Raw genomic sequence first — 26,899 nt, 5'->3', positions numbered from 1 at the left:
CGCTGTGACAGGCTGGCGGCAGGAACCTGACCCGCCGGGTGGCCAGGACAGCAGGAAGGCGCGCGCCATGAGTACAACGGACCAGTCGGGGCCCGGTTCGGTCCCGGTCGACCACAGCGCGGCCGTCGCGGCGGAGACCGCCAGGTTCGTGGCCCTGGTCAAGGGCGTCGACCTGGCGACTCCGGTGCCCAGCTGTCCGGGATGGACGCTCGTCGACCTGGTCAGGCACGCCGGCAGCGTGCAGCGCTGGTTCTCCGTCCTGCTGCGCGCGCTCGTGCAGGAGCGGCCCACGTCACGTGACGTGGAACTGCGCCTGCCCGAGCACGAGGACGGCTACGCCGACTGGCTGGCGGCCAGCGCCGCCGAGGCCGCCGGCGCCATCGCCGGTACCGACCCGCGGGCTCCGATGTGGGCCTGGGGCGTCGATCAGCACGCCGAGTTCTGGGTGCGCCGGATGCTGTTCGAGACGCTGGTGCACCGGGTCGATGCGGAGCTCGCGCTCGGCCTGCGGCCCGCCGTCGACCCTGAGCTCGCGGCCGACGGCGTCGACGAGTTCCTGGTCAACCTGCCCTTCGCCACACTCTTCGCACCGAACGTGGCCAACCTGCGCGGCGACCACCGGACCGTCCGCTTCCGCTGCACCGACCGGGACGGCGACTGGCTGGTCCGGCTGAGGCCGGACGGCTTCGGCGTCGACCCGGACACCGACCCCGCGGCGGTTCCCGCCGACGCGACTGTCGAGGGAAGCGCCGCGGATCTGCTGCTGCTCCTGTACGGCCGGCTCGACCGCGGCGCGGAGGCTGTCGAGTGCCGCGGGGACCAGGAGCTGCTCGAGCTCTGGTTCGCCAACTCCGAGTTCTGAACCCCCCATCGAGGCGGTGCCACCCGCTGGTGCGGTCCGGTCACCGGCCGACCGCGTAGCCCTGCATGCCGCGCGGGTTGGCGGCCGCGGAGAGTATCCCGGTCTCCGGGTCGCGGGCGACCGCGCACAGGCGCCCCTCGGACCAGGGCGCGCCGACCGTGACGTCGTGCCCGCGGCTGCGCAGCTCGGCGATCGCGGCTTCGCCCACGCGCGACTCGACGGTCACGCTGCCGGGCCGCATCGTCCGGGGGTGGAACGAGCCGGGAAAGCTGTCGTTGTGCCAGTTCGGGGCGTCGATGGCAGCCTGGAGGCCGAGACCGCCGAGCGCCAGGCCGAGGAAGAAGTGCAGGGACCACTGGTCCTGCTGGTCGCCGCCGGGCGTGCCGAACGCCAGCACCGCTTCGCCGCCCCGCAGCGCGAGTGAGGGAGTCAGAGTGGTACGCGGACGGCGGCCGGGGGTGAGGGAGTTGGCGAGTCCGGGCTGCAGCCAGGTCATCTGCAGCCGGGTGCCGAGCGGGAAGCCGAGCGAGGGGATCACCGGGTTGGACTGGAGCCAGCCGCCGCTCGGAGTCGCCGCGACCATGTTGCCCCAGCGGTCGACCACGTCGAGATGGCAGGTGTCGCCCCTGGTCAGCCCGTCGGCGCCGACGGTGGGTTCGCCCGCGCCGAGGGGGTTGTGCTCGGGGAGGGCGGCGAGGTCGTGGTCGAGGTACTCCGGCAGGCGCGGCGCTCGGCCGCCGGGGCTTCCCGGACGGAGCTCGTACGACGCCTTGGTCTCGACGAGGGCTCGGCGCCCGTCGTTGTACGCGGGGGAGAGCAGGTCGTTGAGTGGCACGTCGGCGGCGTCGCCGTACCAGGCCTCGCGGTCGGCCATGGCCAGTTTGGAGCCCTCGACCAGGACGTGCACGTACTCGGCCGAGCCGTATGCCAACGCATGCGGAAGCAGGGCGAGTTGCTGCAGGAACACCGGTCCCTGACTCCACGGGCCGGCCTTGCACACGGTCCACCCGTTCCACTCGTAGGTCGCCGGGGACTCGTACCGGGCCCGGTAGGCGGTCAGATCGTCGCCGGTGAGCGTGGCAGCGTGGCGCCTGCCGGAGGTGTCCATCGCGGGCCGGGCGGCGAAGTCGGCGAGGGCCTCGCCGATGAAGCCCTCGCGCCACACCCGCCGCGCCGCCTCGATTCCGGCCTCGCGGGACATCCCGGCGGTCTCGCGCAGCAGGCGGCGCCAGGTGCCCGCGAGTGCCGGGTTCCGGAACAGCGCGCCGGGGCGCGGCGCGGGCAGGTACAGCGCGGCCGACGTCGTCCACTCGGTCTCGAAGAGCTCCCGCACCGCCTCCACGGTCGCGCCGACGCCAGGAACCGGCGGGTGCCCGTGCTCGGCGTAGCCGATGGCGTAGGTCAGCACCTCGGCCAGGGACTTCGTGCCGTAGTCGCGCAGCAGCACCATCCACGCGTCGAAGGCGCCCGGCACCGCGGCGGCGAGCGGCCCGGTCCCCGGGACGAGGTCGAGCCCGAGCGAGCGGTAGTGACCGATGGTCGCCCCGGCGGGCGCCGGCCCCTGTCCGCACAGCACCCGCACCTCCGCGCCGGCCGGGGCGAGGATGATCGGCACCTCGCCGGCCGGACCGTTCAGGTGCGGTTCGACGACGTGCAGCACGAAACCGGCGGCGACCGCCGCGTCGAAGGCGTTGCCGCCGTCCTCCAGCACGGCCATCGCCGACTGGGAGGCGAGCCAGTGCGTCGAGGACGCCATGCCGAAGGTGCCCTGCAGCGTCGGTCGCGTGGTGAACATACGGGTGATCCTCGGTGCTCCGCGCCGCCCGCGGAAGAGGGCGCCCGCTTCTGTGCGGCGTGGCGGCCCCGGACGTGCTACGAAGGAGGCAAAGGAGCTGTGCGGGCTGATCAGCAGCCGGCCCAGTCGCCAGAAGAGGAGTGCCAGTCATGGCGACGACCAGTCCCTGGCCGATGATCCACGCCGAGCGGCGGGCCCTGCTCGCCGACGCGCGGACGCTCGACGCCGATCAGTGGTCCACCCCGTCGCTCTGCGCGGGCTGGACGGTACGTGACGTGTTCGCGCACCTCACCGCCACCTCGATGATGACCCCCGGGCGGTTCTTCGGGAAGCTGGCAGGCGCCGGATTCAGCTTCCAGACGATGACGGCCAAGGACATCGCGGAGATGAACTCGGGCACGGTGGAGGACAACCTGAGCCGCTTCAGCGAGCGACTGGAGGCAGTCACCAGTCCGCCCGGCCCGGTGGACGCCATGCTCGGCGAGGCGCTGGTGCACGGCGAGGACTTCCGTAAACCGCTCGGCCTCAGTCGCGAGTACCCCACCGACGCGCTGGCCCGGGCCGCCGACTTCTACCGGGGGTCGAACCTGCTGATCGGCGCCAAACGCCGGATCGAGGGCCTCCGGCTACGGGCGGTCGACGCCGACTGGTCGACCGGGGCGGGACCGGAGGTCGTCGGCCCGATGGCCTCGCTCCTGCTGGCGATGACGGGTCGCCGGGCGGCCCTGGAGGACCTGCACGGTGACGGAGTGACCACCCTGAGCGCGCGCATGTAGCTCGCCGGAACGGGCGGGGACCAACCCCGCGACGGCGCCCCACAGCCACGGGGCGTGGGGCGCCTCACGCGTCCCGGGGGAGCGCGGCACCAAGCATGGCATGTATGCGATCAATGGCGCCAGGCGACCGGCGATCCCTGCCACTTGATCCTCGATGCGCTCGCGCGGGCGGTGACGTGCACCGTTTCTCCCCAGAAATCACACGTGGATCATCTATTCGACCATGTCCCTGCCACCCTAGGCTGCAGGGGAAGTCCACCCGGACAAGGACCACCAGCATCCTGCGCCCAGCACCCTGCACGGAAGAACGTATGAACTACTGCTCAACCTGCAGGCGCCATCTCAACGGTGCCCTCTCCTGCCCTGGATGCGGGCGCGCCGCAGAGGTGTTGGCGACCCCGGCCGAGAACCCGCCTGTCGAGGCCACTCAGTCCGCAGCCGCGTACGGCGATCCGGCGGCGGACGCGGCGCCCGGTGGCGGCTCGCGCCGCCAATCCGCCCGTCAGTCCACCCGCCAGTTCTCCCGCGAGCGCGAACGTCAGCGCAGGCGCCGCAGACGGGTGCTGACGCTGGCTGCGGCGGGACTCGTCAGCGTCGGCGGCCTCGGCGCGCTCGTGCTCGTCTCCACGCCGTCGCCCGCCGCCGGCTCTCCCGCCGCCGCGATGCAGAACACCCCGACCGGTAGCGCGGGTGTGAGCCCCTCCGCCGGTGACCCGGCCGCGACCACGCCCGCCTTCGGGGCCACCGCCTCGCACCGGCCCACCGCCAAGGCCTCCGCGACGGCTTCGCACTCGGCGAGCGCCGGCGCCAGCTCGGCGTCGAGCCGGCCGAGCAGTTCGCGGACGGCGACGGACTCGTCCTCGCCCACCGGTCAGGGACCGGCGACACACTCGCCCTCCGCCCCCTCCTCGAGCCCCGCGTCGCCCACTCCCTCCGCCTCGCCGAGCTGCAAGAACCACTTCCTGTGGTGGTGCTCGGGCTGAGCCTGACGGTTACGACCTGGGGAGCGATAGGGCTCGGGTCAGCGCTCGCCGTCCGGCACCTCCGCTTGCCGCGTTGCCGAAACGCCCAAGTAGCTCCGCTACAAGGGCGTCCCGGCGCCTTGCAATCGAAGGCACCGGACGGCGAGCGCTGACCCGAGCCCTATCGCTCCCCAGGTCGTTAGGCCGAGTTCACCCGGCGGCGGGCTTCGATCCGGCCCGGGGCGGCCCAGCGGACGTCGGTGGCCCAGCCGAGCAGCTCGAACAGGCGGATGAGCGCGGCCGACGGGTCGATCTGCCCGCGGTCGACACCGTGGCGGGCGCAGGTGGGATCGGCGTGGTGCAGGTTGTGCCAGCTCTCCCCGAACGACAGCAGCGCGAGCGGCCACAGGTTGGTGGCCCGGTCGTGCGGCCGGGTGCGGAAGGGTCGCTCGCCGATCATGTGGCACAGCGAGTTCACGCTCCAGGTCACATGTTGCAGCACGACGATACGGACCAGCCCGGCCCACAACAGGGCCGTCAGCGCGTCGTGCAGGCTGCCGCCGATCGCCCACCCCGCTCCAAAGGGCAGCGCGAGGGAGAGGACGCACAGCGCAGGGAACGCGATCGAGACCGCCCGCGTGTTCCGGTCCGCGAGCAGATCGGGCGCGTAGCGTTCGGCCGGGGTGAGATCAGCGGTGAACAGCCAGCCGATATGGGCATGGACGAGGCCACGGAGTTGGCCGCGCAGGGTGGTTCCGTAGCGGAACGGCGAGTGCGGATCGCCTGGCCGATCGGTGAAGGCGTGGTGGCGGCGATGGGTGGCGACCCAGCCGATCACGTCACCCTGGAAGCTCATCGACCCCGCGGTCGCCAGCGCCACGCGCAGCGCGGGCGCGGCGGTGAAGCTGTGATGGGTCAGGCAGCGGTGAAAACCCACCGTCACCCCCAGGCCGGTGACGAGGTAGAAGGAAGCGGCGAGCAGCACGTCCGCCGGCCCGATCAGGCGGCCCCACAGCACCCATCCGGCCAGCGTCACGGCCAGGAACGGAAACGCCACGATCACCGCTGTCGCCGCGAGTTGCCAGCGGTCCGGGCGTGCGCCGGACAGCGGCTCCACGACCGGAAACGGCATCGTTCCGTCGTACTCGGGCGGCGGTTCCACGTGCGGAGGGGCCGCGATCAGTGGCTCGACTCCGGTGGAGCTGTTGCTGGGCACTCGAAACACCTCGGCCGTCTCGTGTTCGGCGCGGCCGGGGTCTCGGGCAGCTGATGCAGGTCCTCGTGCGGATCCTCGTGCGGATCGGAGTCCTCTGGGCCGCGCGACGCGCACGATGGCAGCGGCAGCGGCAGGAGCCCTGTTCGCCAGAGTAGTCCGTGACGCCGCCGAAAGCACCCGACGCCGCATCCTTTCCCGCGCCGGTGGGTGCCTGTCGGTCTGTCAGCACGCGGCTCACATCGGGAGGCGGAGCGTGATGCCGGGGAGAGGGTCGGAGCCGTCGACGAAGGCTCGGGCCACATCGGACAGACGACGGTTGTGCGCACGGGCGTAGCCGCGCAGTGCGGTGAACGCCTGCTCCATGTCGAGACCGAGGCGTTCGGCGAGTTTCCCCTTCGCCTGCTCGATCACGACACGACTGTTGAGCGCGGTCTGCAGCTGCTCGTTGAGGAGGCTGCTGCGCTGGGTGGAGCGCTGCTGCAGGAGGCTGATGGTGGCGACGTCGGCGAGGGCCTGTGCGAGCGGCGTGTGAGCCGGGTCGAAGGGGCCCGGAATCGTTCGGAAGAGGTTCAGCGCTCCGACGACCTCGTCGCGCAGGCGCATCGGCAGGGCCTGGACGGCGGTGAATCCGCTGAGGCGAGCCTGGGCGACGAAGCGCGGCCAGCGCTGTGCCTCCGTGGTCAGGTCGGCGACGGTCACCGGCACACCGGTGCGGAAGCACTCCAGGCACGGCCCTTCGTGGTTCTGGAGCTGGAAGAGTTCCAGCAGCCGTACCTGCTCGTTGGAAGCGGCCATCACCCGCAGCTCGCCCCCGGGTCCGGCCAGCAGCACGCCGGCCGCGCTCACGCCGAGCATGCCCACGCAGCGGTCGGCCAGTAGGCGCAGGAAGTCGATCAGGTCGAAGTCGGCGACCAGGTTGTCCGCCAGTTCGACGAAGGTCTTGGCCAGTAGCTGATCATCCATCAGGGGCACCCTCTGTTGAGACGAGACTAGCCCCCGGGGGAGGGAACGGGAAGCTGCGGTCCGGTCATCCGGGGTCCGGTCGCCGGGCCGGTGTGACGGCTTCACCGCTCGCCGTCAGTCGGGGGAGGCCGCAGGTCCGGGTGGAAGCGGAGCCGGCGCGCCACCACATCCTCGGCCACCTCGGTGAGTCGGCGTCCATGGGCGTAGGCGTGGGCACGGAGCCGGATGAACGCCTCTTCGATGCCGACCCCGAGTTGTTGCGTGATCATGCCGGTGGCCTGGTCGATCTCGGCCCGGTACCCGTCCAGGTCCACCAGGCTTCCGTCCGGGGAGCTCCCACCGTCCGGCCATTCCGGTCCGTCGGTCGGACGGTCGATCCTGGTGTCCAGCAGTACCCGGGTCGCGGTGTCGGCGAAGACCGCGGCGTCGGCGAGCTCCTCGGGGCCCAGCGCGCCGGTCGTTCGAGAGTACAGATCGAGGACTCCCGGGCGGATGGCCCCGATCTGCAGGGGGAACGCGAACACCGCACGTGCTCCGGCCTCCCAGGCGGCAGAGGCAAACATCGGCCACCTGCCCTGGATCTGAGCGGTCCCCAGATCGGGTGCCAGAACCGCGACACCGAGGTCGAAGGCGTCCACGCACGGCCCCTCGCCCAGGGTGAGCTGCAGTTCCTCCAGCTGCTCGCTGATCCCGTCGGTACTGCAGACCGGGAATCCGGCCATGGTCGGAGACATGACCGACACTCCGGCTCCGCCGACCGGCAACCCCGCGACCACGGCGGTGCACACATCCACCACCCCGACCCGGGCGCCTCGTCGAGCCGCGTGTTCGGCCACCAGTACCCGGATCCGGACCAGCCTGCTGCCGGCCGTCACCGGAGAGCCCTTGGTCCCGTGTCTCCTGGTCGAGCGGTGCGGGAGCGGGTGCTGAAGCTCCGTGGGACGGGCATGACGCCTCGCTTCCAGGTGCCGGGACTTGCGTGCCGAGCAGGTACGCGCCGCCGGGGTCTGGGACGTCTGTCCAGCAGCATAGTCCCGCTCCCCAGGCCGTAAGCGCGCCGTTCAGCCTCGATCTACGGGACCACCGGCGCGCCACCCGGCCCCGGAGGGCCCTGCGCCGCGTCCGGCCCCCGACACCACGATGAAGCCGACGGCGATTCCCGCTGCGAGCCGACCTTCACGATCCCAACGCACTCCGACCTAACGCACTCCGACCCAACGCACTCCGACCCAACGCAATCTGAACCGAGGCGCGTCATGGCTTTTCTGATCATCGTCATTGTTCTCCTGGCACTCCTGCTGGTCTTTGGCCTGTCGGTGAAAGTGGTCAAGCAGTACGAGCAGGGGGTGCTGTTCCGGCTGGGACGGGTGCTCGGCTCGCGGGGGCCGGGGCTTCGGGTGATCGTCCCGTTCGTCGACGTGCTGCACCGGGTGTCGCTGCGGATCGTCACGATGCCCATCCAGTCCCAGGGGATCATCACGCGTGACAACGTCAGTGTCGACGTCTCCGCGGTCGCCTACTTCCGCGTGGTGGACGCGGTGAAGTCCGTCGTCGCGATCGAGAACGTCTACGCGGCGATCGACCAGATCGCCCAGACCACGCTGCGCAAGGTCGTCGGCCAGCACACCCTGGACGAGACGTTGTCCGAGACCGACACCATCAACCTGGACATCCGCGAGATCCTCGACGTGACCACGGTCGAGTGGGGCGTGCAGGTGACCCTGGTCGAGCTGAAGGACATCCAGCTGCCCGACAGCATGAAGCGCGCGATGGCCCGCCAGGCCGAGGCGGAGCGGGAGAAGCGAGCGAAGATCATCAACGCCGAGGGCGAGTCGCTGGCGGCTGCCGCACTGGGTGACGCGTCGGACATCATGATGGCCCACCCGCTCGCGCTGCAGCTGCGCAACCTGCAGAGCCTGGTCGAGATCGGCGTCGACAAGAACACCACGGTCGTCTTCCCCGCACCCCTCATGAGCACCATCGGCGAACTCGGCTCCTTCCTCGCCCGCGAGGCGGCAGCGGCGACCCCGTCCGTGCCCCTGCCCCTGGACGCGGCAAAGCCCGGCATGCCCCGGGTGCCGGTCAACGGCGGACCTGTCATTGCAGGCCGCACGTGAGCACGCACGTCACCGACGAAGCCTCCGACGCGCGTCCGGTGGTACCGGACGCCGCGGAGGAGACCGCGAAGAAGCAGAGATTCGGCCTGCCGACCGCGACGGCGCTGGTGGTCGGTTCGGTGATCGGCACGGGGGTCTTCGCGCTGCCGAGCGCGCTCGCCCCGTTCGGCCCGATCAGCCTGGTCGCGTTCGTGCTGGTCACCATCGGCGCGCTGGCCCTGGCCTTCACCTTCGGCGCGCTGTCCAAGCGGGTGCCGGGTTCCGGCGGTCCGTACGTCTACGCCAGGGACGCCTTCGGGGACTTCGCCGGATTCCTCAACGCATGGTCGTACTGGATCACGGCGTGGGCGGGCAACGCCGCCATCGTGGTCGCCTGGGTCGGCTATGTGGAGGTGTTCTGGAACACCGGACACGCCAAGGTCTGGTCCATCGCCATCGCGATGGTCGGGCTGTGGATCCCGGCGGTCATCAACCTGTCCGGCGTGCGGAACATGGCGATCACCCAGAACGTGACGACCGTGCTGAAGTTCGTGCCCTTGCTGTTCATGGCCACGGTCGGCCTGCTCTTCATCAAGGCGCACAACTTTGGCTCCTTCAACGCCAGCGGCACGTCGTTCGGCGCGGCGATATCCGCTGCCGCGGCGATCGCGCTGTTCAGCTACATCGGTATCGAGACGGCTTCGGTGGCGGCAGGCCGGGTGCGCGACCCGAAACGCAACGTCGCCCGCGCCACGGTGCTGGGCACCATCGGCTGCGCCGTGGTCTACATCCTGGGCACGCTGACCGTCTTCGGGACCGTGTCCAACGCCGCCCTGCGGAAGTCCACCGCCCCGTTCACCGACTCGGCCGATGCGATCTTCGGCGGCCACTGGGCCGGCCAGGCGGTCGCGGTCGCCGCGATCGTCTCCGGGCTGGGCGCACTGATCGGGTGGACCCTGATCGTCGGCGAGATGCCGATGGCAGCGGCCAAGGACCGGCTGTTCCCCTCGGCATTCGCCCGCACCCGCCGCGGCATACCGGTGTTCGGCATCGTCAGCTCGACGCTGCTCGCCTCGGTGCTCACCGCCGTCAGCTACACCCGGTTCGACAAGGTCTTCACCACGCTGGTGCTGCTGTCCGTGGTCACCGCAGTCATCCCCTACCTGTTCAGTGCCGGTGCGCAGCTGTACTGGCTGCTCACCCGGGGGCGGCGGACGCAGTGGCCGCACCTGGTCCGCGACTGCGCGGTGTCCGCAGTCGCCCTGGCCTTCTCCTTCTGGTCCCTGTCCGGAAGCGGCTACCAGGCCGTCTACTACGGCCTGTTCTGCCTGCTGCTGGGACTGCCTGTCTACATCTGGCTCAAGGTGGGCCGCGGCGAGTACGGGGAGACCCCGGTCGTCCCCGCCGACGGCAAGGCCGTCGCCTTCACCTCCGGTATCTCCGAAAGGCATCCGCAATGACCCGCTCGTACGTCCAACCTGCCGAGGAGACACCCGTGACCGACGCCCTCGGAGTGCATTCCGAAGTCGGCCGGCTGCGCGAAGCCATCGTCCACCGCCCGGGGTTGGAGCTGAGCCGGCTGACTCCCGGCAACTGCGACGAGCTGCTGTTCGACGATGTGCTCTGGGCCGCGAAGGCACGGGAGGAGCACGACGCGTTCACCCAGGTGCTCCGCGATCGTGGCACGACCGTTCACCACTTCGACGTCCTGCTCGCCGAGACCCTGGCACTCCCCGAGGCCCGGGCGTTCGTGCTGGACCGGATCTGTGCCCCGGAGCAGGTCGGACCCACGCTGGCCGCCCCGCTGCGCCGTCTCGCCGACGAGGCCGACGCCGCGACGCTCGCCGAGATGCTCATCGGCGGAGTCACCCGCGCGGACCTCTCGCCGCTGCAGGTGGGCAGCCTGCGCTGGCAGACCCTCGGGCTGGACGACTTCGTCCTGGCGCCGTTGCCGAACACGCTCTTCCAACGCGACAACTCCGCCTGGATCTACGGTGGGGTCACCATCAACCCGATGGCCAAGCCGGCCCGGCAACGCGAGTCCCTGCACAGCCGGGCCGTCTACCGGTTCCACCCGCTGTTCGCCGGCGCGACGTTCCCGGTCTACTACGGCGGCGACGACGCCGGTCACCAGCCCGCCACGCTGGAGGGCGGGGACATCCACGTCCTCGGGCGGGGCGTCGTACTGATCGGGATGGGGGAGCGGACCACCCCCATGGGCGTGGAGATCCTGGCCCGTGAGCTGTTCCGAAGTCACCAGGCCAGCACGGTGATTGCCGTCCAGCTGCCCCGGTCGCACGCCTTCATGCACCTGGACACCGTGCTGACCATGATCGACACCGACACCTTCGTCCGCTACCCCTACCTCGACCCGAAAGCCCTGCGGACCTGGGTGGTCGTCCCGGCCGACCCGGCGGAGACGGTCGAACGCGACACCGGTGGCCTGCACGTCGAGCAGCGCGACGACCTGTTCGCTGCCATCGCGGACGCCCTGGGCATCGACAAGCTCCGGGTGCTTTCCGCCGACGAGGACGCCCGGGCCGCCGAACGCGAACAGTGGGACGACGCCAACAACTTCCTCACCGTCGCTCCCGGTGTCGTGGTCGGTTACGAGCGCAACACCGTGACCAACACCATGCTGCGCGAGCACGGCATCGAGGTCATCAGCATCCCGGGCAGCGAACTGGGCCGCGGGCGCGGCGGCGCCCGGTGCATGACCTGCCCCACCCAGCGCGACGGCATCTGACTCCGCACGCACCCTCCGAGCCAAGGACGTTGACATGACCGAAGTACTGACCACCGAACTGACCACCGCCACCCGCGATCCCAGCTCCCTGCTCAAGGAACTCGACCTGGACAAGCCGCAGTTCCTGGCCCTGGTCACCCGGGCCGCGCAGCTCAAACGCGCCAAGGCCGAGGGCACCGAGACCCCCCGTATGACGGGGAGGAACATCGCCCTGGTCTTCGAGAAGAGCTCCACACGCACCCGGTGCGCGTTCGAGGTCGCCGCCCACGACCAGGGCGCCCACGTCACCTACCTGGGGCCGGACGGCTCCCACATCGGACATGAGGAGTCGATCCGCGACACCGCCCGCGTGCTGGGCCGGATGTTCGACGGCATCGAGTTCCGCGGATTCGCCCAGGACACCGTGGAGCAGTTGGCCGACCACGCCGGGGTTCCGGTGTGGAACGGGCTCACCGACTCCTGGCATCCCACCCAGATGCTGGCCGACATCCTCACCATGACCGAGCACCACGCCGGCCCGCTGGAGCAGATCGGCTACTGCTTCCTCGGCGACGGGCGCAGCAATGTCGCCCGCTCCCTCCTGGTCACCGGAGCACTGCTGGGCATGGACGTGCGCATCGCAGCGCCCCGCGACCTGTGGCCCCCGGACGACGTGATCGCCACCGCCCACCGGCTCGCCGAGAGCAGCGGCGCGCGGGTGTTGGTGACCGAGGACGTCGAACAGGGCGTCGCGGGCGTCGACTTCGTCTACACCGACGTGTGGGTGAGCATGGGCGAGTCGGTCGAGACATGGGGTGAGCGGGTCCCGCTGCTGCTCCCGTACCGGGTCACCGAGAAGGTCATGCTGGCTTCGGGCAAGCCCGACACCAGGTTCCTGCACTGCCTGCCCGCCGTGCACGACCGCAGCACCCAGCTCGGGAAGCGCCTGTTCGATCAGTTCGGCCTGGACGGCGCCGAGGTGACCGACGAGGTCTTCGAGTCGTCAAGCTCGCTGGTTTTTGACCAGGCGGCGAACCGGCTGCACACCATCAAGGCGGTCATCGTCGCCGCGCTGGGCGACTGACATGCGCATCGTGGCCGCCATCGGCGGCAACGCGCTGCTGCGGCGCGGCGAGAAGCCCGACGCCGGAATCCAGCTCGACCATGTCCGTGTGGCCGCACAGGCGCTCGCCCCGTTGGCCGCACACCACGAACTGATCATCTGTCACGGGAACGGCCCGCAGGTCGGCATGCTCTCCCTGGAGAGTGAGAACGACCCGGCGTTGACCCGCCCCTACCCGCTGGACCTGCTCGGCGCGCAGACGCAGGGCATGATCGGCTACTGGCTGGCCCAGTCCCTGCGCAACGCGGGCGTGACCAAGCCCATCCTCAGTATCGTCACCCAGACAGTCGTCGATCCCGCGGACCCGGCCTTCGCCGCACCGTCGAAGTTCGTCGGACCCGGGTACGACCAGGCCGACGCACAGCAGTTGGCCGCTCTGCACGGCTGGACCGTCGCCGCTGACGGTGACCGGTGGCGGCGGGTCGTCCCCTCGCCCGCCCCGCAGCGGATCGTCGAGCAGGACTCGATCCTCCGACTGCTCGACCACCGGACGGTCGTCATCTGCGGCGGCGGAGGCGGCGCCCCGGTCGTCAAGGACAGCAAGGGCCTGCTGCGCGGCGTCGAGGCCGTCGTCGACAAGGACGCCACCTCGGCCCTGCTCGCCATCGCCGTGCACGCGGACCGGCTGCTCGTACTCACCGACGTGCCTGCCGTGATGGAGCACTTCGGCACGCCCCGGGCCGTTCCGCTGAGCCGTCTCGACCTCGACGACCTGACGCATCTGCGGTTCCCTGCCGGATCGATGGGTCCGAAGATCGCCGCCTGCCACCGTTTCGTCGCGGCCACCGGACAGCCCGCCGCCATCGGCGCCCTGGCCGACGCGGTCTCGGTCCTGGACGGCACCGCCGGAACCACCGTCACGGTGGGACCCGAGCGGGACACGGATGTCGAGTACGCCGCCGGACGACCGGCGGGGCGCGGATCCCTCGGAGGCGCGTGGGCGCGGAAGGTGTCCGAACGATGACGCGATCGGACGATCCGACAGCGTCGGGACCATTGCCGGTCGGTCTATGCTTGCATTGACGTCCCGGACCCCGACGCGGTGCTGCTGTGCGGCACAACTGCCCGCTGTGAAGGGGAGTGTGGCCTGATGGCCGGGTCCGAGTCCGAGCGGTCGCCGAGACCGCAGAACCATGAACGGCCCGTGCGGGAAACCATCCTGCGCCGGCTCAACCGCTGGCAGGCCGAGGACCAGCGCGAGGACCTCGCGGACCTCTACGTTGAATCCTCCCGAGCGGAGGCGGGCGAGGAGTTCCGCAGCCGCGAGGACTTCCTGGGAGTCCTGGTGGACGCCGCCCGGCGGCCGGGGTTCGACATGCTCGTCGCGGAGACGGCGACGCTGACGGGCTTCGTCTTCGGGTTTCCCGTGGATCGCGACGGCACCTGGTGGCAGGGGTTCGCCGGCGGGCTGCCGCAGGACGTCGAGCAGCTCACCGCGTCCGGGCATGTCTTCGCGATCGCCGCTCTCGCGGTCCACCCCTACGCGCGGCAGCACGGCGTCGCGGGTCGTCTCCAGGAGCGGCTGCTCGCCGACAACCAGGCATCGCTCGGCGCCGCCCAGGTCCCCCGGGACGATCGTGCACTCCGGGCGGCCTTCGACTCCTGGGGGTGGCGGGAGATCGGGCAGGTCCACCAGCAAGGCGGCTCGGTCGTTCTGCGCGCGCTGGTGCTGGCAGTCGGCGAACGAACGGCGTCCAGACCTGGAGGACTGACCCACAACCCGCACACGCAGCGGCCCGAGGCCGGCTGACGGCGCGGACTGCTGCGCGCGCTCCGGGCGGGCGGGCTCGCCGGTCACTGATCGGGTGTGATCCGGAGTACGGTTGAGCCACCGAGGGCATTTCGCATGCCGCCAGCTTGGCGGCATCGTCTCCGGCGAGCGACAACGCCGGGTGACCGTCGGCCCGGGGACAGGTTCGCGCCGTGACCACCACCAATGTCCGACCGAAGAACGTCCTGAGACTGGTACCCGAGCCGTCGGCGCGGATGTCCCTCAAACCCGCCGGCGGGATTCGCGGACGGCTGGACGGGGCCTGGTGGCCGCGGTCACGCGACCTGGCCGCTGAACTGCCGCTGCTGGTGGCCGAGCTGGATCAGGTGTGGGGCCGGATCACCCGGGTCACGGTGCACCCGGGCATGTGGCCGGTCATTCCCCCGAGAATCCCGGCAGGCCCGCACACGGTGCACCTGGGCTGGTTCGACGCCGAGCAGGACCCGCACGACCTGTGCCTGCTCTCCTACACCGTGGGCCGGTGGGACCTGCTGGTCATCCCTCCGGAGTGCGACCCGGAGACGGCGGCGCTCCTCATGTCCGCAGCGACGGATGTGCACGACACCCGGACCGCCAGCGCCCTCATCGCCGAGTTGGCACCGGTACTGGCGACGCCGTCGGACCCGGAGCCCGCACCGGCGGACGCCGACCCGACCGGTGTGTCGTCGGTCGCGAGCATCCTGCGGGCGAAGGTGGCACGCGATCGCATGGACTCCTGGCCCGCGCAGGTCCGCGCGGACGCCACCTGAGCCCGGTCCGACCGGTGCGGGGCAGTGGATCTCCGACGCCGCTGGTGGGGCCGGTAGAAAGGGCCGGTCGGCCCTGTGCGGGAGGCGGTGGCCGGGGGATGCTGTGACTACCGGGTCACCTGCTCCGCCCAGCCCCTTCCACCCGGTCCTTCGAGGATTCCCATGAACACGGCCCTTCCTTCCGTCGACTCCCCGACGATCCAGGTGTTCCTGCTGGACGACCACGAGGTGGTCCGGCGCGGGGTACGGGATCTGCTGGAGTCGGAGGACGGGATCACGGTCGTGGGCGAGGCCGGGACCTGCGCCCAGGCCCTGGCCCGGATCCCCGCTCTGCGGCCGCAGGTCGCGGTGCTGGACATGCGCCTGCCCGACGGCGACGGGGTCACCGTGTGCAGGGAACTGCGGTCGCGGATGCCCGATCTCGCCTGCCTGATGCTCACCTCTTTCGACGACGACGACGCGCTGCTCGACTCGATCATGGCGGGCGCCGCCGGGTACGTGCTGAAGCAGATCAAGGGCTCCGACCTGGTCGCTGCCGTGCGTACGGTCGCCTCGGGCCAGTCGATGCTCGACCCGGCCACCACCGGACGGCTGATGGACAGCCTGCGGCGACAGCAGGAGCCGCAGGCGCGGACCGATCCGAGCCTGGCTCAGCTCACCGAGCGGGAACTGGCCATCCTGACCCTGATTGGCGACGGTATGACCAACCGCCAGATCGGCCAGGAGCTCTATCTGGCGGAGAAGACCGTCAAGAACCACATCTCCCGCATCCTGGCGAAACTCGGAGTCGAGCGCCGTATCCAGGCGGCCATGCTGGTCGGCCAGGTCAGGGAGGGCAACGGTCCCTCACTGCCGGGCTCCCGGCGCTAACGGCCTGGGGAGCGACAGGGCTCAGGTCAGCGCACGCCGTCGCAGTGACACTGCGCGGCTCCGCCGCCTTCGAGGGCAGGGCGCCGGGACGCCCTTGTAGCGGAGTCACTGGGGCCCCAGGCCGTAAGGCGGCGCGGCGTCACCGGTCCCTGACCAGCGGCACCCGCCAGAGCAGCCGGGTGCCGCCCGAGGCCCCGGCCTCGATGCCGAAGGCCCCGCCGCATCGCTCCGCGCGCTCCGCGAGGTTCGCCAGGCCGCTGCGCGGCGCAGCGTCCGGGATGCCCACGCCGTCGTCCACCACGGTGAGCAGCAGGTCGGTGCCGGACGCGGACACGTTGACCTCCCCGGCGTGTGCGCCCGCGTGCCGGACGATGTTGCTCAGGGCCTCGGTGAGGACCGCGAGCAGGTGCTCGGCGGACTCGCTCGGCACCTCGGTGTCGAGGAGGCCCTCCATGCGCAGTCCAGGAGTGAACCCGAGACCCGGGACCGCGCGTTCTACCGCTTCGACCACGCGGGCCCGTAGGCCGTGGCCGCTCGGTCCGGCACCTCGCGCCCGCAGTCCGAAGATGGTCGACCGTATGATCTTCACGGTGGCGTCGAGGTCGTCAACGGCCCGTTGTACTCGCTCGGTGGCCTCGGGATGCTCGATGAAGCGTTCCGCGCTCTGCAGGGTCATCCCGGTCGCGAACAGCCGCTGGATCGCCAGGTCGTGCAGGTCCCGGGCGATCCGGTCCCGGTCTTCGAGCAGAGCGATCTGTTCCGCGTCCCGGCGCCGCTCGGCCAGTTCCAGGGCCAGCGTCGCCTGACCGGAGAAGCCCAGGAGCGGCCCGGAGTCCTGTGGGGTGAACTCGGCGCTGCCGGCCGCGCGAGCGAGCATGAGCACCCCGCGGACTCCTCCCTCGGCGGTGCCCATCCGTACCGCGACGGCGGGTCCGAGACCCTCCCAACGCGGCGGTCCCGACGTGATCCTCGGGTCCTTGTTGACGTCCGCGCTGATGATGGCGTCCTGGGAGCGGAGCGCGGCCCCGACGAAGGAGCCCTGCTCCGGCAGGAGCAGACCCTGGTGCGCCTCGGCGCCGTCGCCGACGGCCAGCTCCACCACCAGCTCCCCGGCCTGACCGACCGGCAGCGCGATCACGGCCAGGTCCGCCTCGGCGATCTCCCGGGCCCGGTCGACCACCAGGTGCAGCACCTCGGCCCGCGGGCTGCCCGAGAGCAGGGCGTTGGTGACCTCGCCACTCGCGGCCAGCCAGCGCTCCCGTTGCCGGGCAGCGCGGTACAGCCGGGCATTGTCGATGGCGACCCCGGCCGCGACGGCGAGCGTGGACAGCATCGACTCGTCTTCGCCGTCGAACTCCCCGCCGCCGCGCTTCTCGGTCAGGTAGAGGTTGCCGAAGACCTCGCCGCGGACCCGGATGGGCACTCCGAGGAAGGAGTGCATGGGCGGATGGTCCGCCGGAAAGCCGTACGAGGCGGGATGATCCGAAAGCTCCGGAAGCCGGAGCGGCCAGGGGTGCCGGATCAGCTCGCCCAGGATGCCGTGCCCCTGCGGCAGCGGGCCGATGCCCTCCACCTGGCCGTCGTCCAGACCCGTCGTGATGAACTGCGACAGCCGCTGACTCTCGCCGATCACGCCCAGCGCGCCGTACCTGGCGTCGACCAGGACCACGGCGGAGTTCACGATGTGCTGCAGCGCCTGGTCGAGCTCCAGCTCCCGACCAACCGCGAGGACCGCCTCCAACAGGCTGTGGACCCGGTCCCGGGCATCGCGGACCAGGTCAAGACGGTCCTGGAGTTCGTCGAGCAGTCGGTCGACCCTCGGTTCGGGCCGCTTCGCCTCCGCCTCGCCGGTCACATACGCCTCCGTAGGACCGTTGGCTGGCCATCGCCGCCGACACCGGGGTCAGCACCTCAGTATGGCCGCTTGTCCGGGGCCCCCGGTACCGGTCGGCCCGCCGCCCCGGACAAGCGCCCCCCTCCGGCCGGGGCCGACCGGCCCCGAAGCAGGGACCTCCGGCCGCTGCTCACCGAAGGCCTGCGCCGCCACTGTGGGCAGGGCGCCCACCGGCACCGCGCCGGAGCCCCTGCCCCCCGTATAGCGACGGGCCGGAGTGACCGACCCCGCCGAGGAGGCTGACCCCCCGTGCAGCAACGCACCACCGCGCCGACCCGGCCGGTCGACGTCTCCGATGTCTCCGACGTCACCGCGGCGGCCTGCCTGCCCGGAGAAGACGTACTGCTCGGCCTGGGAGTGACCGCCGACGGCCTCTCCGCGTCGGAGGCGGGCGAGCGGCTCGCCCGCTGGGGGCCGAACGCGGTCTCCTCGCACCGGGCCCGACTGCTGCCGGTGCTCTGGCACCAGGTGCGTTCCCCGCTGCTGGGTCTGCTGGTAGCCACGGCCACCGCCTCCTTCTTCGTCGGGGAGCGCGCCGACGCGGTGATCATCGGTGTGATCGTGGCACTGTCCGTGGGCCTGGGCTTCGTCAACGAGTACCGGGCCGAGAAGGCCGCCGAGGCCCTGCACGCCCAGATCCACCACCAGGCGGTGGTCCTGCGCGACGGGCGCGCGACCGAGGTGGAGGTCACCGCTCTGGTACCGGGTGACGTGGTCGAACTGAGGCTGGGCGACATCGTTCCGGCAGACGTGCGGCTGCTGCGGGTCGCCGGTCTTGAGTGTGCCGAGTCGGTGCTCACCGGCGAGTCGCTGCCACTTCCCAAGGACACGGCCGCAGTGCCGGCCGGTACCGCCCTGGCCGAACTGTCCTGCTGCGCGCTGATGGGGACCGTCGTGCAGGCGGGAAGCGGTCGCGGCGTGGTGGTGGCCACCGGCGCGGCCACCGAGTTCGGGAAGATCGCAGCAGGGCTGAGCACGCATCAACTGGAGACCGGGTTCCAGCTCGGGCTGCGCCGCTTCTCCATGCTGCTGGTGTACGTCGCCGGGGCGTTGACGACATCGATCTTCGTCATCAACGTCGCCCTGCACCGGCCGCTGATCGACGCCTTGCTGTTCTCCCTGGCGATCGCCGTCGGAATCACTCCGCAACTGCTTCCCGCCGTCGTCTCCACCAGCCTGGCCGCCGGATCCCGCCGGATGGCCCAACGCAAGGTGTTGGTCAAACGCCTGGTGTGCATCGAGGACCTCGGCGACGTGGACGTGCTGTTCACCGACAAGACCGGAACCCTGACCCAGGGGCGCATCGACTACGTACGGGCCCTTCCGGCGGACGGGGCGCCCACGGAGTCGCTGCTGCGCTGGGGCCTGCTGTGCACCGAGACCGACGGCGCCGAGGGCCCTGCGATCGGGGGCAACCCGTTGGACCAGGCGCTGTGGGACGCCCCGGCCGCCCAGGCGGAGCTCGCGACTCTGGCTGCCTGGACGCGCACCGGGGTGCTGCCGTTCGACCACGAGCGGCGCATGGTCTCTGCCGTTGTCCGCGATGCGTCGGGTGCGACGACCCTGGTCACCAAAGGAGCTCCGGAGGCGGTCCTGGAGCGCTGCGCGGACGTGCCCGAGGCCACTCGTGCGGCGCTGGCAGCCGAGTTCGCCGCAGGCAACCGGGTCGTCGCCGTGGCCACCCGCCCGGCCCCCGGACTGGCGCAGCCCACCGCCGCCGACGAGAAGGAGCTGCGCCTGGAAGGGCTACTGGTCTTCCTGGACCCGCCCAAGCCGGACGCCGCGGCGGCGCTGCGCCGGCTGGCCGACCTGGGCATCACGGTCAAGATCGTCACCGGCGACAACGCCGCGGTCGCCGCCAAGGTCTGCCAGGACCTCGGCCTGGTCACCACGGGAGCCCTGACCGGCAACGATCTCGACGGCATGGACGACGTCCGGCTCGCCGAAGCGATCGGCCGGACCACGGTCTTCGCCCGGGTCAGCCCGGAGCACAAGGCCCGGATCGTGCGGATCCAGCGAAAGACCGGCGGCGACGTGGCCTTCCTCGGCGACGGCGTCAACGACGCGCTGGCCCTGCACGCCGCCGACGTGGGCATCTCCGTGGACTCAGGCACCGACGTCGCCAAGGACGCCGCCGACGTAATCCTGCTCCAGAAGGACCTGGACGTGCTCGCGGACGGCGTCGTGGAGGGGCGGCGGATCTTCGCCAACACCATCAAGTACGTGCTGATGGGAACGTCCAGCAACTTCGGCAACATGTTCAGCGCGGCCGGGGCCTCGCTGTTCCTGAGTTTCCTGCCGATGCTCCCCTCCCAGATCCTGCTCAACAACCTGCTTTACGACGCCAGCCAGCTGGCCATCCCCACCGACCATGTCGACGAGGCACAGCTCAAGCGCCCCTCGCACTGGGACATCGCCTTCATCCGCCGATTCATGATCTGCTTCGGGCCGATCAGTTCGGTGTTCGACTTCGTGACCTTCGGCGTCATGTTGTGGGTCTTCCACTCGGGACCCGTGCAGTTCCGCACCGGGTGGTTCGTGGAGTCACTCGCCACCCAGACCCTGGTGATCTTCGCCATCCGCACGCGCCGCGTCCCGTTCTGGCGCAGTCACCCCAGCCTGCCGCTGACGCTGGCCGCGCTCGGCGTGGTCCTGGTCGGCGCGTTGCTGCCGGTCACCCCGCTGGCCCAAGCGTTCGGCTTCCACCCGCTGCCGGCCGCCTTCTTCGGCGCACTCGCCGGCATGGTCGCCTCCTACCTGGTCCTCATCGAGATCGGCAAACGGCTCTTCTACCGCACCCGTCCCACCGCCCCCGTCTCCGTGCCCCGGTCCGCATCCGACCGCCGCCACCTGCGCCGCCGTGCCGCGCGCTTCAGCACCGCCGCCCGGCTGGGCCGTTCGGCCCAGGGACACGCCCCCTGAGGGCCCATGACCTGATGGCGGACCGCAGCGCACAGTAGAGAACACCGACGACCCGAGGAGCAGGACATGAGCGAGATCCGTCCGGAGGAGAACCTCGACCACCTCCTTGACGACTGCCCGGACGACTATCTGACCGAGCAGGAACTAGGCGCGCTGGACGCCCACTGGCGCGCGGCGAACTACCTGGCGGTCGGTCAGATCTACCTCATGTCCAACCCGCTGCTCGCCGAGCCGCTGCGCCCCGAACACGTCAAGCCGAGGCTGCTCGGCCACTGGGGCACCTCGCCCGGGCTGAACCTGGTGTACACGCACCTCAACCGGGTGATCAGGGCCCGTGGCCGGGACGCCCTGTGCGTCTGGGGTCCGGGACACGGGGGGCCGGCGGTGCTGGCCAACTCCTGGTTGGAGGGCACCTACAGCGAGACCTATCCGGACGTCAGCCGGGACGCGCCGGGGATGGCCCGGCTGTTCCGCCAGTTCTCCTTCCCCGGCGGCGTGCCCAGCCATGTCGCCCCCGAGACGCCCGGTTCCATCCACGAGGGCGGTGAACTGGGCTACTCCCTGGCCCATGCCTACGGTGCGGCCCTGGACAACCCGGGCCTCCTGGTCGCCTGTGTGATCGGTGACGGCGAAGCCGAGACCGGGCCGCTGGCGGCCTCCTGGCACTCCAACAAGTTCCTCGACCCGGTCGACGACGGAGCGGTCCTACCGATCCTGCACCTCAACGGCTACAAGATCGCCAACCCGACGGTGCTGGCCCGCATCCCCGAGCACGAACTCGACGCCCTGATGCGCGGACTCGGTCACGAGCCGATCCATGTCAGTGGTGACGATCCGCTCCAGGTGCACCGCGCGATGGCACACGCGATGGACACCGCCCTGGAGCGCATCGACCGGATCCAGCGCGAAGCCCGCGAGGAAGGCGTCACCGAACGCCCCCGCTGGCCGGTGATCCTGCTGCGCACCCCCAAGGGCTGGACCGGACCCGCCGTGGTCGACGGGCTGCCGGTGGAGGGCACCTGGCGGGCCCACCAGGTCCCGCTGGCCGAGGTGCGCGAGAACCCCGAGCACCTGCGCCAGTTGGAGGCATGGCTCCGGTCCTACCGGCCCGCAGAGCTCTTCGACGCCCAGGGCCGCCCGCGCGAGCAGGTCCTGGCCTGCGTACCGGACGGGCCGCGCAGGCTCGGGGCGAGTGCGCACGCCAACGGCGGCCTGCTGGTCCACGAGCTGCCGATCCCGCCCCTCGAGCACTACGCGGTCCCGGTCGACAAGCCCGGGGCCACCCTGCACGAGCCCACGCACGTCCTGGGCGACCTCCTGGCCACCCTCGTCGAGAACACCGCCGCCCGCAGGGACTTCCGCCTGGTCGGCCCGGACGAGACCGCCTCCAACCGGCTGCAGTCCGTCTACCGGGCCACCGGGAAGGCATGGCAGGCCGAGACCCTGGAGGTCGACGAGCACCTCGACCGCCATGGCCGGGTCATGGAGATCCTGTCCGAACACACCTGCCAGGGCTGGCTCGAGGGCTACCTCCTGACCGGACGGCACGGCCTGTTCTCCTGTTACGAGGCCTTCGTCCACATCGTCGACTCCATGGTCAACCAGCACATCAAGTGGCTGCGCACCTCGCGTCGGCTGCCCTGGCGGCGTCCGGTCGCCTCGCTCAACTACCTGCTCACCTCCCATGTGTGGCGGCAGGACAACAACGGCTTCTCCCATCAGGACCCGGGCTTCGTCGACCACGTCCTCAACAAGAGCCCCGAGGTCGTCCGGGTCTACCTGCCCCCGGACACCAACACCCTCCTCGCTGTCGCCGACCACGTGCTGCGCAGCCGCGACTACGTCAACGTCGTCGTCGCCGGAAAGCAGCCCTGCTTCGACTGGCTGACCCTCGACCAGGCCCGGGCCCACTGCGCCCGTGGCGCGGGCATCTGGGACTGGGCCGGCACCGAGAGCGACACCGCCGAGCCCGACGTGGTGCTCGCCTGCGCCGGAGACGTCCCCACCATGGAGATCCTTGCCGCCGCGCAACTGATCCGCCGCCACCTGCCCGACCTGGCGGTACGGGTGGTCAACGTCGTGGATCTGGCCCGGCTGCTGCCCAGGGACGAGCACCCGCACGGCATGGCCGACGCGGACTTCGACGCGCTGTTCACCACCGACAAGCCGGTGATCTTCGCCTACCACGGCTACCCGTGGCTGATCCACCGCCTCGCCTACCGCCGCACCGGGCACGCACACCTGCACGTCCGCGGCTACAAGGAGGAGGGCACCACCACCACGCCCTTCGACATGGTCGTGCGCAACGACCTCGACCGCTACCGCCTGGTCATGGACGTCATCGACCGCGTCCCCGGACTGGCGGTACGGGCCGGCGCCGTCCGCCAGGCGATGGAGGACACCCGCCTGAGGCACCACAGCTGGATTCGCGAGCACGGCACGGACCTCCCCGAGGTCGCGGACTGGAGCTGGCACGGCTGACTCCGGCGACGTCTCCCGCCGCCACGCCGTCGACCGGCGTGGCGGCGCGATGTTCTCAGGACGCCCTGAGGGTGCAGGCCGTCCCGTTGATGGTCGCGGACGTCGGCGGCGGGTTGCTGCCGCTCCAACTGGCGTTGAAGCCGAAGGCGACGGAGCCGCCGGCCGCGATGGTCGCGTTGTAGGGGAGGTTCGTGACCGACACGGTCACCCCGGTCTGGGCGGAGGAGCCGTTCCAGAGCTGGGTGATCTGCTGGTTGCCGGGGAAGGTCCAGCCGGCCGTCCAGCCGTTCACGGCGCCGGTGCCGTGATTGACCAGGGTGACGGTGGCGCCGAAGCCGCCGGCCCACTGGCTGCTCACGGCGTAGTCGACCTCGCAGCCGCCGCTCGGGGTGGCGGTCGGCGTCGTGGTGGGTGTCGGGGTCGCCGTGGGCGTGGGCGTGGGCGTCGGGGTGGGCGTGGGCGATGCGCTGGCCGAGGCGGTCGCCGTCGGTGTCGTGCCGACGCTGGGGTCGCCGTAGAGGATGCCCCGGCCGTTGCTGCTCACATACACCCGCCCGTAGATCCTCGGGTCACCCGTGATCGCCGCGCCGGTCCAACCCCACTGGTGCTGGTCGTCGTTGATCCGCACCCAGCTCGCTCCGGCGTCGTCCGAACGGAAGATCCCGCGCACGCCGCCGATCTGCGCGCTGGTGTAGAGCGCCGGATAGCTCCTGCCGGGAGCCGCCTCGCCGAAGCCGACGCTGTCCGCCTGGTCCACCGCCGACAGCTTGGTGAAGCTCACGCCGCCGTTCGTGGAGTGCCACAGCCCGTAGCTGCCACCGGACTTGCCCCCGGCGAGCCAGATGTCGCCCTTCGCACCGGGCAGTGCCTTGAAGCGCACGTTCCCCGCGCCGGGCAGCCCGCTCGCCGCCGTGGCGGTGAACGTCGCACCGGCGTCGCTGCTGACGTAGAAGGTGCCGCCGGAGTATCCGTAGAAGGTCTTCGGGTCGGAGCGGTCCGCCTGCACGCTCGCGCCTGCCGGGATGCCGGCGGACGCGGTCCAGGAGTTGCCGTAGCCGGCGGAGTGGTAGACGCCGGTGCCGCCGGGGCTCCACACCGTCGCGCTCGCGTCGGAGGCGATCGCGACCGTGCCGCCGCCGGTGACCCCGCTGGGCTCGCTGGAGGCGGCGAACCAGTCCGCGCCGTCGTCGGTCGAGTAGCCGATGTGCTTGTCCGTCGAGCCGGAGGCGGTGTTGCCGACCCGCACGATGACGCTCGGGTTGCTCTCGGCGTAGTCGAGCGCCGTGGAGGTGGTGAAGTTGGGCGAAGAGAACGCCTTGGCCGGAACGGCCGTCACGTCTGTGTGGCGGAAGCCGCCCAGGTCGCCCAGCGCACTCAGCAGCGGTGCGCCGGTCGGCGGGCTGATCAGGTCGTTGACCGCGGTCTCCTCCAGGCCCTTGACCACCGGGGTGATGGCGATCTTCTTCCCGGCGTCGAAGTCGGTGAGGTCGGAGCTGCCGAACAGGGTGGCTCCCGTGCCGTACATCATCCGGTCGGAGTTGAAGGGGTCGATTTCCAGCGACTCCGTCATCCAGCCCAGCTTGGGCGACTCCGCCGGCGGCGAGGAGGTCGCGCCGAAGGTCAGCCACGGCACTGAGGAGATGTCCATGGTGTACTGGTCGACCCTGGTCGGATAGCTGCTGTAGGACCAGAACGGCTTCCAGGTCGCGCCGCTGTCGGTGCTGCGCCAGATCTGGGTGTCCGGCCACCAGGCGCTGTAGGCGCTGACCATCAGTGTGCCGGGGTGCTCACGGTCGACCGTGAGGCCGCTGTAGCCGAAGTAGTTGTTGCTGGTGTCCGAGGACGGTACCGGGCTGACGTTCGACCAGGTCCCGGTGGTGGTGGCGTACTTCCACAGGTCGCCGTGCGCGCCGTCGTAGGGACCGCCGGTGTCGCTGTAGGCGATGAAGAGGTTGCCGCCGGTGGCGTCGAGTACCGCCTTGTGCGGGACGAAGCCGGTGGGCTGTCCGGCTACCCGGGTCCAGCTGCTGCCGCCGTCGTCGGAGCGGTAGATGCTGTTGGCCTTGTCGGCGACCCCGGCGAACACGGTCTTGGTGACGCCGTTGACGGTGCCGCTGCCCTTGTCGAAGACCTCCCACAGGACGCCCTCGGGGTCGCTCTGGTAGCCGGATGTGTCCGTGGGGTCGGGGGCGTAGGTTCCCGCGTTGGGAAAAGAGGTGACCTTCGCCCAGCTGACGCCGTAGTCGGTGCTCCGCCACAGGCCGTTGCCGCTCTCGGCGCCGAAGTAGAGGACCTTGTCGTTGTTGGGGTCGATGGTGAGGCGCTCACCCATGCCGCGCCCCGGCATGTTGCCGCCGACCTTGAACGGCAGGACGGTGCGGGACCAGGTCGCCCCCTGGTCGGTGGAGCGCAGGATCGCGCCGTTGTTGGGGTCCCAGCTGTTGGTGTAACTGCCCGCCGCCGCATAGACCCGGCTGGGGTCGGTGGCGTCGCTGGCGAGGCTGGCGACCCCGGTGAGGTTCCAGTCGTTCCAGCCGACGGAGTCGAGCAGCGGGGTCCACTGCTTGGTCACCGGGTTCTGGCGGTAGGCCCCGCCGACGTCGGTGCGGGCATAGACCAGGCCCGGCTTGCCCTGATTGAAGATGATCCCGGGGATGAAGCCGCCCCCGCCGATCTGGACGTTGTTCCAGGAGTAGCTGGGTCCGGCGGCGGCAGCGGCGGAGGCCGTCGCGGACGCCGACGCGGCGGTGGGCAGCAGGCCCACCGCCGCGACGGTGGCGATGGCCGCGCCCGCCGTGAGCACGGAGAGCAGCGGACGGGATGGACTGTGTGGACGTGGACGCATGGAGCGGGCTCCTCAGCGGACGGTGGCGCGGGGGAGCCGTGCCAAGAGCACGGCGCGACCATGAAGTCAGCGAGGTGGCGGAGCGTCAATCGTCCGGTGCGGTGCTGCGGGCGGGCCCCAGGTGGCGGCTTCCGACGACTGTCGAATCCGATGAAATGTACATTCGACAGCGCCCTTCAGCCCTTGCGAGGCCTCAGCCTGAGCCGACTGGCATAGGGTTCGTGCCATGGCTCCTCATGATGCGGCCCTGGACCGGCTGGGCTCCGGTAAGTACCTGTTGGTCACCACCTACCGCAAGGACGGACGTACGGTGCCGACGCCGGTGTGGGTGGTCAGGGACGGTGACACCCTGGGCGTGTGGACCGTCGCCGACTCGGGGAAGGTCAAGCGCATCCGCAACCGGGGCGACGTCCTGTTGGCGCCCTGCGACGTGCGCGGCAACCGGAAGGGTGACGACATCCCCGGCTTCGCCGAGATCCTGGACGCAGCGGCGACCGAGCGGTACCGCGCACTGCTGAAGCGGAAGTACGGCCTGCTCGGGCGGCTGACCGTGCTGGGGAGCAGGCTGCGGCGCGGCCGGGAGGGCAGCGTCGGAATCCGGATCACCCTGCGGGCGGACGACGGAACGGATTCCACCGGAGAATAGCCCGGGACCGGGCGCGGGAATTCGGTGCGCCCGAGCAGTGAAAAGAGAATCGAGCAGGAAAAGGGAATGGCGATCGGGCGGGAATAGCGCCCGGCTTGCGGTGTCTCCCCCGCCGCCATCCTCCACTGCGGAGGGGTGCGGGCAATACCCCCGAAAGGTGGTCCGCCGACCACTGGTCGGGGGTGTCCGGAACTCCCGCGAAT

20 protein-coding genes are annotated in these 26,899 nt (G+C 70.8%); 14 read left to right on the top strand and 6 right to left on the bottom strand.

Features of this window, described 5'->3' with window-relative positions:
• Window positions 1-67 precede the first annotated feature (67 nt).
• Window positions 68-862, top strand: a complete 795-nt coding sequence (locus tag ABIA33_RS16320) for a maleylpyruvate isomerase family mycothiol-dependent enzyme (RefSeq protein WP_370082024.1) — start codon at window positions 68-70, stop codon at window positions 860-862.
• 40 nt (window positions 863-902) lie between these two features.
• On the opposite strand, the gene ABIA33_RS16315 is transcribed toward ABIA33_RS16320, so the two are convergent.
• Window positions 903-2,657, bottom strand: coding sequence for a gamma-glutamyltransferase family protein (locus ABIA33_RS16315; RefSeq protein WP_370082022.1), 1,755 nt, complete (start codon window positions 2,655-2,657; stop codon window positions 903-905).
• 149 nt (window positions 2,658-2,806) lie between these two features.
• On the opposite strand from ABIA33_RS16315, the gene ABIA33_RS16310 reads away from it, so the two are divergent.
• Both ABIA33_RS16310 and ABIA33_RS16305 read left to right on the top strand, forming a co-directional pair.
• Complete coding sequence (locus ABIA33_RS16310) at window positions 2,807-3,433, top strand: maleylpyruvate isomerase family mycothiol-dependent enzyme (RefSeq protein ID WP_370082020.1); 627 nt, start codon at window positions 2,807-2,809, stop codon at window positions 3,431-3,433.
• 311 nt (window positions 3,434-3,744) lie between these two features.
• Window positions 3,745-4,416 carry a hypothetical protein gene (locus tag ABIA33_RS16305; RefSeq protein WP_370082018.1) on the top strand — a complete coding sequence of 224 codons (672 nt, stop codon included), beginning with the start codon at window positions 3,745-3,747 and terminating at the stop codon, window positions 4,414-4,416.
• 178 nt (window positions 4,417-4,594) lie between these two features.
• Here the strand turns inward: ABIA33_RS16305 and ABIA33_RS16300 are convergent, their stop codons facing one another.
• The 3 genes from ABIA33_RS16300 to ABIA33_RS16290 form a co-directional block, all read right to left on the bottom strand.
• Entirely contained in the window at window positions 4,595-5,527 is a 933-nt protein-coding gene (locus ABIA33_RS16300; protein WP_370082064.1) for an acyl-CoA desaturase, read from the bottom strand.
• Window positions 5,528-5,845: 318 nt separating this feature from the next.
• Window positions 5,846-6,574 (bottom strand): ANTAR domain-containing protein, encoded by a 729-nt coding sequence (locus tag ABIA33_RS16295; RefSeq protein ID WP_370082016.1) that lies wholly within the window; start codon window positions 6,572-6,574, stop codon window positions 5,846-5,848.
• A 101-nt stretch (window positions 6,575-6,675) separates the two neighbouring features.
• Window positions 6,676-7,449, bottom strand: coding sequence for a GAF and ANTAR domain-containing protein (locus ABIA33_RS16290; RefSeq protein ID WP_370082014.1), 774 nt, complete (start codon window positions 7,447-7,449; stop codon window positions 6,676-6,678).
• A gap of 381 nt (window positions 7,450-7,830) precedes the next feature.
• Here ABIA33_RS16290 and ABIA33_RS16285 point away from each other — a divergent pair, with 381 nt between their 5' ends.
• The 8 genes from ABIA33_RS16285 (at window position 7,831) to ABIA33_RS16250 (ending at window position 15,908) form a co-directional block, all read left to right on the top strand.
• Entirely contained in the window at window positions 7,831-8,691 is an 861-nt protein-coding gene (locus tag ABIA33_RS16285; RefSeq protein WP_370082012.1) for a slipin family protein, read from the top strand.
• Window positions 8,692-8,798: 107 nt separating this feature from the next.
• Window positions 8,799-10,130: an amino acid permease gene (locus tag ABIA33_RS16280; protein ID WP_370082062.1), complete on the top strand. Its 1,332-nt coding sequence runs from the start codon at window positions 8,799-8,801 to the stop codon at window positions 10,128-10,130.
• A 35-nt stretch (window positions 10,131-10,165) separates the two neighbouring features.
• Window positions 10,166-11,416 carry an arginine deiminase gene (locus ABIA33_RS16275; protein WP_370082010.1) on the top strand — a complete coding sequence of 417 codons (1,251 nt, stop codon included), beginning with the start codon at window positions 10,166-10,168 and terminating at the stop codon, window positions 11,414-11,416.
• Window positions 11,417-11,450: 34 nt separating this feature from the next.
• Window positions 11,451-12,479 carry an ornithine carbamoyltransferase gene (argF, locus tag ABIA33_RS16270; protein WP_370082008.1) on the top strand — a complete coding sequence of 343 codons (1,029 nt, stop codon included), beginning with the start codon at window positions 11,451-11,453 and terminating at the stop codon, window positions 12,477-12,479.
• A 1-nt stretch (window position 12,480) separates the two neighbouring features.
• Window positions 12,481-13,482, top strand: a complete 1,002-nt coding sequence (locus ABIA33_RS16265) for a carbamate kinase (RefSeq protein ID WP_370082006.1) — start codon at window positions 12,481-12,483, stop codon at window positions 13,480-13,482.
• Between the two features lie 180 nt (window positions 13,483-13,662).
• Window positions 13,663-14,268, top strand: a complete 606-nt coding sequence (locus ABIA33_RS16260; RefSeq protein WP_370082004.1) for a hypothetical protein — start codon at window positions 13,663-13,665, stop codon at window positions 14,266-14,268.
• 173 nt (window positions 14,269-14,441) lie between these two features.
• Entirely contained in the window at window positions 14,442-15,038 is a 597-nt protein-coding gene (locus tag ABIA33_RS16255) for a DUF5994 family protein (protein WP_370082002.1), read from the top strand.
• 162 nt (window positions 15,039-15,200) lie between these two features.
• Window positions 15,201-15,908: a response regulator gene (locus ABIA33_RS16250; protein ID WP_370082000.1), complete on the top strand. Its 708-nt coding sequence runs from the start codon at window positions 15,201-15,203 to the stop codon at window positions 15,906-15,908.
• A gap of 139 nt (window positions 15,909-16,047) precedes the next feature.
• Here the strand turns inward: ABIA33_RS16250 and ABIA33_RS16245 are convergent, their stop codons facing one another.
• Window positions 16,048-17,763 carry a GAF domain-containing protein gene (locus tag ABIA33_RS16245; RefSeq protein ID WP_370081998.1) on the bottom strand — a complete coding sequence of 572 codons (1,716 nt, stop codon included), beginning with the start codon at window positions 17,761-17,763 and terminating at the stop codon, window positions 16,048-16,050.
• 288 nt (window positions 17,764-18,051) lie between these two features.
• Between ABIA33_RS16245 and mgtA the strand changes: the two genes are divergently transcribed.
• Both mgtA and ABIA33_RS16235 read left to right on the top strand, forming a co-directional pair.
• Window positions 18,052-20,724, top strand: a complete 2,673-nt coding sequence (mgtA, locus tag ABIA33_RS16240) for a magnesium-translocating P-type ATPase (RefSeq protein WP_370081995.1) — start codon at window positions 18,052-18,054, stop codon at window positions 20,722-20,724.
• Window positions 20,725-20,790: 66 nt separating this feature from the next.
• Window positions 20,791-23,205, top strand: a complete 2,415-nt coding sequence (locus tag ABIA33_RS16235) for a phosphoketolase (protein WP_370081993.1) — start codon at window positions 20,791-20,793, stop codon at window positions 23,203-23,205.
• A gap of 55 nt (window positions 23,206-23,260) precedes the next feature.
• On the opposite strand, the gene ABIA33_RS16230 is transcribed toward ABIA33_RS16235, so the two are convergent.
• Complete coding sequence (locus ABIA33_RS16230; protein WP_370081991.1) at window positions 23,261-26,050, bottom strand: cellulose binding domain-containing protein; 2,790 nt, start codon at window positions 26,048-26,050, stop codon at window positions 23,261-23,263.
• Between the two features lie 226 nt (window positions 26,051-26,276).
• Between ABIA33_RS16230 and ABIA33_RS16225 the strand changes: the two genes are divergently transcribed.
• Window positions 26,277-26,696, top strand: a complete 420-nt coding sequence (locus ABIA33_RS16225) for a PPOX class F420-dependent oxidoreductase (RefSeq protein WP_370081989.1) — start codon at window positions 26,277-26,279, stop codon at window positions 26,694-26,696.
• Window positions 26,697-26,899 lie beyond the last annotated feature (203 nt).

It is taken from the genome of Streptacidiphilus sp. MAP12-16 (assembly GCF_041262165.1).
Lineage (GTDB): Bacteria > Actinomycetota > Actinomycetes > Streptomycetales > Streptomycetaceae > Streptacidiphilus.
The sequence above is the reverse complement of the archived record's forward strand: the minus strand, read 5'-3'. Positions and strand labels throughout refer to the sequence as shown.

Coding starts and splice junctions, on each gene's coding strand:
- ABIA33_RS16265 (WP_370082006.1), top strand. CDS start 12,481: ATGCGCATCGTGGCCGCCATCGGCGGCAACGCGCTGCTGCGGCGCGGC.
- ABIA33_RS16320 (WP_370082024.1), top strand. CDS start 68: ATGAGTACAACGGACCAGTCGGGGCCCGGTTCGGTCCCGGTCGACCAC.
- ABIA33_RS16230 (WP_370081991.1), bottom strand. CDS start 26,050: ATGCGTCCACGTCCACACAGTCCATCCCGTCCGCTGCTCTCCGTGCTC.
- ABIA33_RS16235 (WP_370081993.1), top strand. CDS start 20,791: ATGAGCGAGATCCGTCCGGAGGAGAACCTCGACCACCTCCTTGACGAC.
- ABIA33_RS16300 (WP_370082064.1), bottom strand. CDS start 5,527: ATGCCGTTTCCGGTCGTGGAGCCGCTGTCCGGCGCACGCCCGGACCGC.
- ABIA33_RS16310 (WP_370082020.1), top strand. CDS start 2,807: ATGGCGACGACCAGTCCCTGGCCGATGATCCACGCCGAGCGGCGGGCC.
- ABIA33_RS16285 (WP_370082012.1), top strand. CDS start 7,831: ATGGCTTTTCTGATCATCGTCATTGTTCTCCTGGCACTCCTGCTGGTC.
- argF (WP_370082008.1), top strand. CDS start 11,451: ATGACCGAAGTACTGACCACCGAACTGACCACCGCCACCCGCGATCCC.
- ABIA33_RS16305 (WP_370082018.1), top strand. CDS start 3,745: ATGAACTACTGCTCAACCTGCAGGCGCCATCTCAACGGTGCCCTCTCC.
- ABIA33_RS16250 (WP_370082000.1), top strand. CDS start 15,201: ATGAACACGGCCCTTCCTTCCGTCGACTCCCCGACGATCCAGGTGTTC.
- ABIA33_RS16225 (WP_370081989.1), top strand. CDS start 26,277: ATGGCTCCTCATGATGCGGCCCTGGACCGGCTGGGCTCCGGTAAGTAC.
- ABIA33_RS16315 (WP_370082022.1), bottom strand. CDS start 2,657: ATGTTCACCACGCGACCGACGCTGCAGGGCACCTTCGGCATGGCGTCC.
- ABIA33_RS16295 (WP_370082016.1), bottom strand. CDS start 6,574: ATGGATGATCAGCTACTGGCCAAGACCTTCGTCGAACTGGCGGACAAC.